We start from the raw sequence: 11,835 nt of genomic DNA, 5'->3' as shown, positions 1-11,835 counted from the left end.
CAGCACAGGTGTCGCGACCACGTCCCGAATCCGCTCCGGAATGACGCTGATCCGGTCCGGACCGCGGCCTACCGGTAGGTTGGTCCCCGTGACCGGCCGCATCGCTATCGATGACACCGCCCCGTTCATCGCAGGCGGTCGTCCTGCCAAAGCTGTGGTCGGCGAGGTCTTCCCGGTCCGCACCGTGGTGTGGCGCGAGGGCCATGAGGCAGTCGCAGCGACGCTGGTCGTGAAAGCGCCGGGTGCGGCGCGGCCGACCCGCGTCCGCATGACGCCCGATCCCGAGCACGATGTATTCAACGCCACGTTCACGCCGAACGCGCCGGGCATGTGGACCTACCGCATCGAGGGATGGAGCGACCCCGTCGCCACCTGGCGCTCGGCGATCGAGGCGAAGCTGGCCGTCGGTCAGAGCGCCGCCGACCTGGCCAACGACTTGGAGCTGGGTGCCCGGCTGTTCGAGCGCGCGGCGCAGGCTGTCCCGAAGAAGCAGTTCGAGCGTTTGCGCGCGGTCGCGGCGGCGCTGCGCGGCAATGAGCAACTACCCGCGCGGGTGGCCCCCGCGTTCACCGACGAGGTCGCCGAAATCCTGCGCACGACGCCCTTGCGCGACCTGGTTACCCGCGGCCCGCAGCACGCCGTGCTGGTCGAGCGGCGCCGCGCGCTCTACGGCGCGTGGTACGAGTTCTTCCCACGCTCGACCGGCGGCCGCGACGGCACCGGCAAGCCGATCCACGGCACCTTCGCGACCGCGAGCGAGCAGCTGCCGCGTATCGCGGCGATGGGCTTCGACGTGGTATACCTACCGCCGATCCACCCGATCGGCGAGGTGAACCGCAAAGGCCGCAACAATGCGCTCACCACGGAGCCGGGCGATGTCGGCTCGCCGTGGGCGATCGGTTCGGCGCACGGCGGCCATGATGCCGTGCACCCCGAGCTCGGCACAGAACACGATTTCGCCGAGTTCGTCGCGTCGGCGCACCGGCTCGGCCTCGAGGTCGCGCTCGATCTGGCACTGCAATGCGCGCCCGACCACCCCTGGGTCCAGGCCCATCCGGAATGGTTCACCACCCTGCCCGACGGCAGCGTCGCCTACGCCGAGAACCCGCCGAAGAAGTACCAGGACATCTACCCGGTCAACTTCGACGACGACCCCGACGGTCTGTACGCCGAGGTGCTGCGCGTAGTGCGGCACTGGATCGACTCGGGCGTCAAGATCTTCCGCGTCGACAACCCGCACACCAAACCCGCCGACTTCTGGGAATGGCTGATCGCGAACGTCCGCCGCACCGACCCGGACGTGATCTTCCTGTCCGAGGCGTTCACCCGCCCGGCCCGGCTCTACGGGCTGGCCCGGCGCGGATTCAGCCAGTCCTACACCTACTTCACCTGGCGGGTGGCGAAGGGGGAACTCACCGAGTTCGGGAACGAACTGGCCGCGAAGGCCGACGAGGCCCGCCCGAACCTCTTCGTGAACACCCCCGACATCCTGCACGAAAGCCTGCAGCACGGCGGTCCGGGCATGTTCGCCATCCGGGCGGTGCTGGCCGCGACCCTCGCACCCAGCTGGGGCGTCTATTCGGGTTTCGAGCTGTTCGAACATCAGGCGGTGCGTCCCGGCAGCGAGGAGTACCTGGACTCGGAAAAGTATGAGCTGCGTCCGCGCGCGTTCGCCGAGGCGCTGGCGCGCGGGGAGTCGTTGGAGCCCTGGCTCACCCGGCTCAACGAGATCCGGCGCGCTCACCCGGCCCTGCAACAGTTGCGCTGCCTGCACTTCCATCACGTGGACAACGACGCGCTGCTCGCCTACTCCAAGATCGACCCGGTCGGCGGCGATGCCGTACTGGTCGTGGTGAACCTGAACCCGTTCGGCGCCGAGTGGGGCATGCTGTCTCTCGACCTGCCCGCGATCGGACGGGAGTGGCACGACCACCCGGTGGTCTACGACGAGGTCAGCGGCGAGGAATACCACTGGGCCCAGACCAATTACGTGCGATTGGATCCCGCCCACGCGGTCGCGCACATCATCACATTGCCGCCCATCTCCCAGCAGGCCCGCACCGAACTGGCCTATCGCAGGACGCTGCGATGAGGCGACGCGACCTGATGCTGCTCGCGGCGGGAACGCACGCCGACCCGCACACCGTGCTCGGCGCGCATCCCCATCCCGACGGCACGGCCGTGCGAGTGCTGCGCCCGCACGCGGAAATGGTGTCGGTGCGGGTAGGCGGCGTCGATCATGCGCTCGATTCGTTGGGCCACGGCGTGTTCGCCGCGGTGGTGCCGTACCCCGACCTGATGGACTATCGCGTCGTGACCACCTATCCCGGCGGTTCGACGATCATCAGCGCCGACGGCTACCGCTTCTTGCCCACCCTCGGCGAACTCGACCTGCATCTCATCGGCGAGGGCCGTCATGAGCGCCTATGGGACGTGCTCGGCGCGCATCCGCGCCGCTACCACACCCTCGACGGCGAAGTCGAGGGCACATCGTTCGCGGTGTGGGCGCCGAACGCGCGCGGCGTCACCGTCATCGGCGATTTCGACGGCTGGAGCGGCAACACCGCACCGATGCGCTCGCTCGGGTCATCCGGTGTCTGGGAGGTCTTCCTCCCCGGCATCGGACCGGGCGCCAAATACAAATACCGCGTACACGGCGCCGATGGACGCACCGTCGATCACGCCGACCCGCTGGCCTTCGCCACCGAAAAACCCCCGGCCACGGCTTCGGTGGTCACCGAAAGTCACTACGCGTGGAACGACCACGCCTGGCTGGCGCGCCGCGCGGCCGCCGATCCGAGCCGAGCGCCGATGAGCGTCTACGAGGTGCATCTCGGCTCATGGCGTCCTGATCTCGGCTACCGCGAAATGGCCGACCAGCTCGCCGAATACGTGCAAGCGGCCGGATACACACACATCGAATTGCTCCCCATCGCCGAGCATCCATTCGGCGGCTCGTGGGGATATCAGGTCACCTCTTACTACGCGCCGACCGCGCGCTTCGGATCCCCCGACGACTTCCGCGCGTTCGTCGACCGCCTGCACACCGCCGGCATCGGCGTACTGCTCGACTGGGTCCCCGCGCACTTCCCCCGCGACGAATGGGCGCTGGCCCGCTTCGACGGCACGCCGCTCTACGAACACGCCGACCCGCGCCGCGGCGAGCAACTCGACTGGGGCACTTATATTTTCGACTTCGGTAGACGCGAAGTGCGCAACTTCCTGATCGCCAACGCGCACTACTGGATCGAGGAATTCCACATCGACGGCCTGCGCGTCGACGCGGTCGCCTCCATGCTCTACCTGGATTACTCGCGCGCGGAAGGCGAATGGGAACCCAACGTGCAGGGTGGCCGGGAGAACCTGGAGGCCGTCGACTTCCTCCAAGACCTCAACGACACCGTGCACCGCAGCCACCCCGGCGTGGTCACCATCGCCGAGGAATCCACCACTTGGCCCGGCGTCACGCGCAGCACCGACGTCGGTGGGCTCGGCTTCAGCATGAAGTGGAACATGGGCTGGATGCACGACACCCTCGGGTTCCTCGGTCGCGACCCCGTGCACCGCACCTGGCACCACAACGAGATGACTTTCTCGCTGATGTACGCCTGGAGCGAGAACTACCTGCTCCCGATCAGCCACGACGAAGTGGTGCACGGCAAGGGCACGCTCTGGACCAGAATGCCGGGCGACGATTTCGCCAAAGCCTGCGGCGTTCGGGCGCTGCTGGCCTACATGTGGGCGCATCCCGGCAAGCAACTGCTGTTCATGGGGCAGGACTTCGGCCAGTTCCGCGAGTGGTCGCACGACCGCGGCCTGGACTGGCACGAACTGGACAACCCCCTGCACCAGGGCGTAGCGATGCTGGTGCGGGACCTGAACATGGTGTACCGCGCCCACCCCGCCCTGTGGAGTCAGGACACCACGCCCGGCGGCTACGCGTGGATCGAGGCGAACGACCGCATCAACAACGTACTGGCGTTCCTGCGTTACGGCTCGGACGGATCGGTCGTCGCATGCGTGCACAACTTCTCCGGGTCGGTGCACGACGCCTACCGTGTCGGTCTCCCGCATGCGGGCCGCTGGCTGGAAATCCTCAACACCGACGCGGTCCACTACGGCGGCTGCGGCCTCGGCAACCTCGGCGAAGTGACGGCCACCGACGAGCCATGGCACGATCGGCCGGCCTCGGCCACGGTAACCCTCGCACCGAACAGCGCGGTATGGCTGCGGCCCGCCTAGCGACGCGTTTCGGTGCGCCGAGCGCGACAGCCGCCGAGCCCGGAAGGTGTAGCACCAAGCTATGGACCGCTCCAGGTTGTCGACATCGGCTCACTCGGCGCGGGCCGACCCCGATACCGACAATCTGAAGCGAGCTGGTGGTCACCGGCGCACGACGCCACCCCGTCCGGCGCGGCCACGCTGACAGCCTCGGATGCGCGGCCCTGCCGGCTCAGTAGAGCGCGGCGGCCAGTTTGCGGCGCGCGGCCACGACGAAGGGCTCCGCTCGATCGAACAGCTCGAACAGCTCCAGCAGACGGGTACGGGCCTTGCTGCGATCGTCGCCCGATGTGCGTTTGACGACCTCGATCAGCCGGTCGAACGCCGCCTCGGGTCGCTGCTGGAACAGTTCCAGGTCAGCGGCGTCGATCGCGGCATCGACATCGGACGGGTCGGCGTCCGATGTCGAGATGGCCGACTCCGGCAGCTCCTGAGCCCGGGCGAGGAACCGGAGCTGGCGCAACGCGCCGCTGGCCTCCTCGTTCGTCGGCTCAGCGGCGAGGATGGCCGTATAGGCGGCTTCCGCGCCGGCCAGGTCGCCCCGCTCCAAGGCCGCCTCGGCCGCCGCGAAACGCGGGTCCTCGGCAGGCTGCTGCTGCGCCTCTCCGCCGCCCTCCAGCTTGCCCGCCACCGCATCGATCACCGCGTCGAGCCACTGCCGCACCTGGGGCTCCGGCTGGGCGCCCTCGAAGTCGGCCAGCGGCTGCCCGCCGGCGATCGCGATCACCGTCGGGATGCCCTGCACGCGCAGCGCCTGGGCGATGCGCATGTTGGCCTCGGCCTCGACGGTCGCCAGGTCCCAGCTTCCGCCGTCGGCGGCCACCAGACGCTCCAGCGTCCGGACCAGTTCGACACTGCCCGGGCTGCGCTGCGAGTACAGCACCACGACTACGGGCACCTGCATCGAGCGACGCAGGACCTTGGTCTCGAAATCGGCCTCGGACACCGCGTAGTCGCCGACCGGAGCCCCCGCGCCACTCGCGGGCTGCTTCAAACTGGACAAATCAACCGCGCCGGACATGGCGGCGGCGACAGCGGGCGAAGGACGGCGTGCAGCTGGTCGATTCACGGTTTCCAGTTTGTCACGGCGTGGCCGATACGGGAGCCTTGGAGTCGGCCGAAATGACATTGCTCAGCTCACCCAGCCGACCGGTACGCACCGCCCAGACTTCGAACAGCACCGTGCAGAACGGCGGAATGCTCGATACCAGCGCGAGAACAGTGGTCGCGACGTTCCAGCCCAGCTCACGCGCCGCCATGATCGCGGTGATCACGAACAGGACGAAGACGATGCCGTGCGTCATGCCGAACACCTTGACCGGCCACATCACCGGCTCGGGAATCCGCTTGAACACCATGCCGATGATCAACAGGCCCCAGGAGATCGCCTCGAGCACCGCAATGAAACGGAATCGCTTGGCCACCGTGGTCAGGTCGAAGAGATTGCCCATGCGCCCCATTCTGCCGGACGCAACCGAATGCACTACAGGCCGTCGTAGTTGAACTGATCACACTCGATCACTCCGCCCAGGCTTCGACCTGCTCGCGGCCGCGCACCGCATCGGCCCGAGACAACCGATGGCCGCCCTCGAGGGGACGGCCATCGCGTGATAATCCAGCGCGGGACATCCCCGCGCGTACTCAGACGCGGACGATCAGCGCGTCGCCCTGACCGCCGCCACCGCAGAGCGCCGCCGCGCCGACACCACCCCCGCGACGCTTCAGCTCCAGCACCAGGTGCAGCAGGATGCGCGCGCCGGACATCCCCAGCGGGTGGCCGATGGCGATCGCGCCACCATTGACGTTCACCTTCGCCGGGTCGATGCCCAGTTTGCGGGTGGAAGAGATGCCCACCGCCGCGAACGCTTCGTTGATCTCCACAAGGTCCAAGTCGGCCGGCGCGATGCCCTCGCGGGCGCAGGCTTTGGCGATCGCGTTGGCCGGCTGGTCCTGCAGGGTCGAGTCCGGGCCCGCGACCACGCCCGCGGCGCCGATCTCGGCGATCCAGCTCAGGCCGAGCGACTGCGCCTTCTCCTTGCTCATCACCACGACCGCGGCGGCGCCATCGGAGATCTGCGAGGCGGTGCCCGCGGTAATGGTGCCGTCCTTGCGGAACGCGGGGCGCAGCTTGGCCAGCGACTCGACCGTGGTGTCGGCGCGAACCCCCTCATCGGTGGTCACCAGCACCGGATCGCCCTTGCGCTGCGGAACCGCGACCGGGACCACCTCGTCGTCGAACACGCCGTTCTTCCACGCCGCCGCCGCTCGCTGGTGCGAGGCCGCGGCGAACGCGTCCTGGTCTTCGCGGCTGATCCGGTCGGCGTCGTTGCGCTGCTCGGTGAGGGCGCCCATCGCCTGGTCGGTGAAAATGTCGTGCAGGCCGTCGTAGGCCATGTGATCACGCAGCGTCACATCGCCGTATTTGAAGCCTTCCCGGCTCTTTTCGAGCAGGTGCGGGGCCTGGCTCATCGACTCCTGTCCACCGGCGACGACGATCTGGTACTCGCCGGCCCGGATCAGCTGGTCGGCGAGGGCGATCGCGTTGATCCCGGACAGGCAGACCTTGTTCAACGTCAGCGCGGGCACGTCCATCGGGATGCCCGCGGCCGCCGCGGCTTGGCGGGCCGGAATCTGCCCCGCGCCGGCGGTGAGCACCTGGCCCATGATCACGTAGTCGACCTGCTCGGGCGCCACGCCACCCTTCTCCAGCGCCGCCGCGATCGCGAAACCGCCCAGATCGGAGCCGCTGAAATCCTTCAGACCCCCGAGCAGCCGGCCGACCGGGGTACGTGCACCGGAGACGATCACAGAAGTGGTCACGACGAGCCTCGCATTCGTAGATCCGCCCGCACCGTCCAGTGGCGCGAGAGCAAGCTTTCGCCTCAACGGTAGCGGGTCCGGCCTACCCGATCCGGGCCAGGTCGCGCTACGTTCGACTGGTGAGCGCCGTTACAGATCAGTCATCCTTCATCCCCGCGGACTATGTGACCGCAGTCGACCACGTCGGCATCGCGGTGCCCGACCTGGACGCCGCCGTCGCCTGGTACACCGAGAACCTGGGCATGATCGAAACCCATCGCGAAGTGAACCAGGCGCAGGGCGTACACGAGGCGATGCTGTCGCTGCCCGGCGCACCGGATCGCGCGACCGCCCTGCAATTGCTGGCCCCGCTCAACGCGGAGTCCACCATCGCGAAGTTCATCGACCGCAGCGGCCCGGGATTGCAGCAACTGGCCTACCGCGTGACCGATATCGAGGCCGTATCCGCGCACCTCCGCGCCAAGGGGCTGCGTTTGCTCTACGACGCTCCGCGACACGGAACCGCCGATTCCCGCATCAATTTCATCCACCCGAAGGATGCTGGCGGTGTGCTGATCGAGTTGGTCGAACCGAACGCGAATGTTACACACTAGTATCGACATAAGACCGGGAAAAGTCGCGGGAATGACATTCGCAGTCGAGTCACCATCAGCTGACTTCAGGCTGTAGTTTGTGTGCCATGTCGTCACCCGAGTCCGATCGCAATCGCTTCGTTGCACTGCCCTTCACCGTTGTGCGCAAGGGTTATGCGCAAGACGAGGTGCGTAATTACTTCGACCGCTTCGATGCGGAGCTGAGAGTCACCGCCACCGACCGCGATGCCGCTGCAGCCCAAGCACGCAACCTCGCAAGCCAGCTGGAAGACGCGCGCGACGAGATCGACGAGCTCCGTAAGGAGGTCGACCGACTCTCGGTGCCGCCGACCACCGCCGAAGGCATGTCCGACCGCATTTCCCGCATGCTGCGTCTGGCCTCCGACGAGGCATCCGAAGTCCGCGCCCTGGCCCAGGCCGAGGCAGCGGAAATGGTGTCGATCGCCGAGCAGCAGGCCACCGAGATGCGTGGTAAGTACGAGTCGCTGCTCGCCGAGACCAAGGAGAAGCGCGAGGCGCTCGAAATCGAATTCGAGCAGACCCTCGCGAATGCGCGCACCGAGTCCGCCAAGATCATCGAGGCCGCCCAGGCCGAAGCCGACCGCATCGCGAAGGAAGCCGACGCCAAGCGCAAGGCAAGCCAGCAGGACTTCGAGGCCACCATGGCCGAGCGTCGCACCAAGCTCACCCGCGCCATGGAGGAGCTGGAGGCGACCAGCCGCGCCGAGGCCGCGCAGCGGATCAAGGACGCCACCGACGAGGCCAACCGCCTGATCACCTCCGCCACCCAGACCTCGGAGCGCAAGATCGCTCACGCCAAGGAACTGGCCGAGGAGATGCGCGTGCTGCGCGGGCGGGTGCTCGCCCAGCTGCTCGGTATCCGCGGTCAGCTCGACTCGGTGCCCGCGATGCTCGCCGCCGTCAACCGGGAAAGCGAACTGCTGGACGGCGTTCCGGATCAGCGCAAGTCGATCGGCGGCAACACCAAGTCGGTCACCGGCTCGCGCCAGAAGGCGATTCCGGCCACCGACGACGAGATCGACTCGGACGAGCGCGAGAGCGCGGACATCAGCAACTGACGTCTGGCTCACGGCGACTGAAGCAGTACCCAGCCGAACCACCGAAGGCCGCTCCACAGGGGCGGCCTTCGCTCATTCTCGGGCCGAACGGATCGCCACACCCGCAACGACATTCACAAAGGGCCGAACCGATAGCCCTCGGCGGTGGATCTTGTTTGGCTGCGTGACCGATGGCAATCCCGGTGAATGGCTGCGCGTCGTCACTGCACCCGCCTGATACGGAGGCTTCGATGATCGAACACGACTTCGTAAGCACCAGCCTCGGCCGACTCAGCATCGGACAGACCGGCTCAGGACCACCGGCTCTCCTGTGGCACAGCGTGTTCATTGATTCGCGGTCCTGGGGACCGATCGTCGATGTCCTCGCGGGGCACCGGCGAGTGATAACGATCGACGCGCCCGGACACGGCGAGAGCGCGAAGTTCGACCGCGACTACACCCTAGAGGACTGTGCGGCCGCGGCCGGCGAAGCGCTGGATCGGCTCGGTATCACTGAACCTGTCGACTGGGTCGGCAACGCGTGGGGAGGGCACGTCGGCATTGTCTTGGCCGCGAGCCAACCAGCTCGACTGCGCAGCCTTACGACGATCGGTACCCCAGTACACGCCCTGAGCACACGCGAACGATGGTTGCAGGTCATTCCGATAGCTCTGATGTACCGCGTTGTCGGGCCCAACGGTTTCATCTCCAAAGCCGTGTCCGACGCTCTGCTGGGACCTGAAGCCGTCGCCGCAGAGCCCGATCGGGCGACGATGATCATGGAATCTTTCCGCCGGACACCCCAGGCGGTCATAGTGCGCGAGATACGGTCGGTGATGCTGGGCCGACCAGATCTCAGCGACCGGTTACCCGGCATCGCCACGCCCACGCTGATGCTTGCCGCGAGCGACGACGTCGCCGGCTGGACACCGGCCGTGGCCGAGGCCGTCGTGGCGAAGATGCCGAATGCCCAGGTCGGCGCGGTCAGCGGCACCGGGCACGTATCACCCTTGCTGCTCGATCACGACATCCTCGAAAAGAGGATCATCAAGTTCTGGGACTCCGTCGGCCATTGAGACTTGTATCGGTCTGCCATCCCGGAGTCCTGCTATTGCGCGGGGCTGACGGCGCGGAACGCCGGTCAGGACCAGCGCCGGGTGATTCGCCGGGTGCGGCGCCCGTTCCAGCATCCGCGATGCCAATGCCTTCGGTCGTCTTCGCCGCCGTGGGCGGGCCAGGCGACGATGTGGGCGACACCGGGTGGGATTTCGTGGTCGCAGCCGGGGCAACGGTAAGTCTTGATCGCACGAGTGCCCGGGATCGTGCGGACGACATACGTCTCATCACCGTTCGGTCCTGACTCGGTCCGACCGAATACGTCCCCGAGCGGCGCACCTGCCCGCGAGCGATCATCGTGGCGATCGGAACGCGGTCGGCGGCGAGGCATGCGACAAGCGTATTACCCGGCCGTAGCCGACCCATCCGCCCCCCGGCTTCAGAACAAGCGGAATTCGCTGCTCTCCGTGCCACGCAGAGCGTCGTAATCGAGTGTGAGGCAGCGGATACCGCGGTCCTCGGCGAGCGTGCGGGCCTGTGGTTTGATCTGCTGGGCCGCGAAGACACCGGTGACGGGGGCCAGCAGTGGATCGCGGTTGAGCAGTTCCAGATAGCGGGTGAGCTGTTCGACGCCGTCGATCTCGCCGCGGCGCTTGATCTCGACCGCGACCGTGCTGCCATCGGCGTCCCGGCACAGCAGGTCCACCGGGCCGATCGCGGTCATGTACTCCCGACGGATGAGTGTGTAGCCCGCCCCGAGCGTCTGCACGTGTTCGGCCAGCAATTCCTGAAGGTGGGCCTCCACCCCGTCCTTGACCAGGCCCGGATCGACGCCCAGCTCATGCGATGAGTCGTGCTCGATGTCCTCGATGGTGATCCGGAGTTCTTCCCCGGCCTTGTTCGCGACGACCCACAGCGCCTTCGCCCCTTCTGGGAGCTGCGCGTCGCCGTTGCGCTCCTCCAGCCGGCATGGCGGGCTCATCCAGTTCAGCGGCTTGTACGAGCCGCCGTCGGAGTGCACGAGCACCGAGCCGTCCGCTTTCATCAGCAGTAGCCTGCGGGCCATCGGCAGGTGGGCGGTGAGTCGCCCTACGTAGTCGACCTGACAGCGAGCAATCACTAGGCGCACCCAAGCACTGTAGGCGAGCGCCCGATCGTGGTCGCGGTCAGCCCATGAGGAGTATCGCCGCGAGAAGCGCGGTCACGGCGAGCAGCGCCGCTTCGACCCGGGTGAGCGTGCGCCCGCTGACCGTCCTGGCTCGAATCATGACGAACCCGGCGGCCGTCCCGATGGTGAACGCCACCAGATGACCGACATGGGTGAAGGTTTGCGCGGTCAAGACGCCCCCGATCGCGACGGCCAGCCACGCCGTAGCCCACGCACCTCGCCACCGACTCGGCAAGGCCGCGACGAGCGCACCGACCAGCGCCATGGCCCCGTAGCTGACGCCGACGTCCTCGGACCAACGGATGCTCGCGGGCACCCACCCGGCTTCGACGCCCACCCACAAACCGGCCGCGACGAACAACGTCGTGCCGACATGACCGGCCAGGAAGACGCGGATCAAACGCAGTGCGCCGAAACGCAGCTCGGCGAGGGCGAGCAGACCGGCGAGCAGCGGAATGATGACCCAGGCGCCGACGACATCGCCGATCACGAACGCGCTCGACAGCAGCGTCGCGACCCTACCGCTCAGAAGATTGTGCAGATTGGTGCTCGCGTGCAACACCATCCGTGTCTGCGCGGAGTCGCTCAGTACCGAGAAGACCACCGAGACGATGATCAGTCCCGCCAGATAACCGGCTGTCGCTGGCAACTTCGGCCACCACCAACGCGCCTGCGCCGTTGTGCGGGCATCGAGCGGGGCCGGGGCTGTCGAAGCGACAACCATGCATACCTCCATCATTTGCGCGGGGACAGCGTGCTCGGCCGTCTTCGACCCTGATAACCAGTATGCGCTCTGGAGACTCTCGATTTCCTACGAATTTGCTGGGAATAGCTGCGTGAGCCGCTAAACGACGAAAGG

At 67.3% G+C, this 11,835-nt stretch carries 11 protein-coding genes; 5 read left to right on the top strand and 6 right to left on the bottom strand.

Translation table 11 applies throughout. From position 1 onward, the window contains the following. The first annotated feature begins 88 nt into the window (after nt 1–88). Nucleotides 89–2,092 (top strand): alpha-1,4-glucan--maltose-1-phosphate maltosyltransferase, encoded by a 2,004-nt coding sequence (locus ACT86A_RS00055; protein ID WP_445089870.1) that lies wholly within the window; start codon nt 89–91, stop codon nt 2,090–2,092. Next, entirely contained in the window at nt 2,089–4,242 is a 2,154-nt protein-coding gene (glgB, locus tag ACT86A_RS00050) for a 1,4-alpha-glucan branching protein GlgB (protein WP_445089869.1), read from the top strand. Before ACT86A_RS00055 ends, glgB begins: the two co-directional genes overlap by 4 nt. Nucleotides 4,243–4,453: 211 nt before the next feature. Here glgB and ACT86A_RS00045 read toward each other — a convergent pair whose 3' ends face one another. From ACT86A_RS00045 to ACT86A_RS00035, 3 genes are all read right to left on the bottom strand, one after another. Beyond that, nucleotides 4,454–5,302 carry a tetratricopeptide repeat protein gene (locus ACT86A_RS00045; protein ID WP_445090297.1) on the bottom strand — a complete coding sequence of 283 codons (849 nt, stop codon included), beginning with the start codon at nt 5,300–5,302 and terminating at the stop codon, nt 4,454–4,456. 61 nt (nt 5,303–5,363) lie between these two features. Next, complete coding sequence (locus ACT86A_RS00040) at nt 5,364–5,732, bottom strand: DUF3817 domain-containing protein (RefSeq protein WP_445089868.1); 369 nt, start codon at nt 5,730–5,732, stop codon at nt 5,364–5,366. 190 nt (nt 5,733–5,922) lie between these two features. Then, complete coding sequence (locus ACT86A_RS00035; RefSeq protein ID WP_445089867.1) at nt 5,923–7,101, bottom strand: acetyl-CoA C-acetyltransferase; 1,179 nt, start codon at nt 7,099–7,101, stop codon at nt 5,923–5,925. A gap of 119 nt (nt 7,102–7,220) precedes the next feature. On the opposite strand from ACT86A_RS00035, the gene mce reads away from it, so the two are divergent. The 3 genes from mce to ACT86A_RS00020 all read left to right on the top strand — a co-directional run bounded on the left by mce (nt 7,221) and on the right by ACT86A_RS00020 (nt 9,828). After that, nucleotides 7,221–7,694, top strand: coding sequence for a methylmalonyl-CoA epimerase (mce, locus tag ACT86A_RS00030; protein ID WP_445089866.1), 474 nt, complete (start codon nt 7,221–7,223; stop codon nt 7,692–7,694). Between the two features lie 86 nt (nt 7,695–7,780). Continuing rightward, on the top strand, nt 7,781–8,773 hold the full coding sequence (locus ACT86A_RS00025) for a coiled-coil domain-containing protein (RefSeq protein ID WP_445089865.1): 993 nt from the start codon (nt 7,781–7,783) through the stop codon (nt 8,771–8,773). 230 nt (nt 8,774–9,003) lie between these two features. Next, a complete protein-coding gene (locus ACT86A_RS00020; RefSeq protein ID WP_445089864.1) occupies nt 9,004–9,828 on the top strand; it encodes an alpha/beta fold hydrolase in 825 nt (274 codons plus the stop codon). Nucleotides 9,829–9,893: 65 nt separating this feature from the next. Here the strand turns inward: ACT86A_RS00020 and ACT86A_RS00015 are convergent, their stop codons facing one another. The 3 genes from ACT86A_RS00015 to ACT86A_RS00005 are packed head-to-tail and all read right to left on the bottom strand — an operon-like array spanning nt 9,894 to nt 11,700. After that, nucleotides 9,894–10,199, bottom strand: a complete 306-nt coding sequence (locus ACT86A_RS00015; protein ID WP_445089863.1) for an Rv1322 family protein — start codon at nt 10,197–10,199, stop codon at nt 9,894–9,896. Nucleotides 10,200–10,247: 48 nt separating this feature from the next. Then, complete coding sequence (gene nucS, locus ACT86A_RS00010) at nt 10,248–10,937, bottom strand: endonuclease NucS (RefSeq protein WP_445089862.1); 690 nt, start codon at nt 10,935–10,937, stop codon at nt 10,248–10,250. Between the two features lie 37 nt (nt 10,938–10,974). Further along, nucleotides 10,975–11,700 (bottom strand): rhomboid-like protein, encoded by a 726-nt coding sequence (locus ACT86A_RS00005; protein WP_445089861.1) that lies wholly within the window; start codon nt 11,698–11,700, stop codon nt 10,975–10,977. Nucleotides 11,701–11,835: the final 135 nt, after the last annotated feature.

Source organism: Nocardia glycosmidis (assembly GCF_052545115.1).
This window is presented reverse-complemented; position numbering and strand designations above follow the sequence as displayed.

Bases quoted from the DNA above. Each gene is read 5' to 3' on its own strand.
- ACT86A_RS00020 (WP_445089864.1), top strand. From the start codon at position 9,004: ATGATCGAACACGACTTCGTAAGCACCAGCCTCGGCCGACTCAGCATC.
- glgB (WP_445089869.1), top strand. From the start codon at position 2,089: ATGAGGCGACGCGACCTGATGCTGCTCGCGGCGGGAACGCACGCCGAC.
- ACT86A_RS00045 (WP_445090297.1), bottom strand. From the start codon at position 5,302: ATGTCCGGCGCGGTTGATTTGTCCAGTTTGAAGCAGCCCGCGAGTGGC.
- ACT86A_RS00025 (WP_445089865.1), top strand. From the start codon at position 7,781: ATGTCGTCACCCGAGTCCGATCGCAATCGCTTCGTTGCACTGCCCTTC.
- ACT86A_RS00015 (WP_445089863.1), bottom strand. From the start codon at position 10,199: ATGCCTCGCCGCCGACCGCGTTCCGATCGCCACGATGATCGCTCGCGG.
- ACT86A_RS00040 (WP_445089868.1), bottom strand. From the start codon at position 5,732: ATGGGCAATCTCTTCGACCTGACCACGGTGGCCAAGCGATTCCGTTTC.
- ACT86A_RS00005 (WP_445089861.1), bottom strand. From the start codon at position 11,700: ATGGTTGTCGCTTCGACAGCCCCGGCCCCGCTCGATGCCCGCACAACG.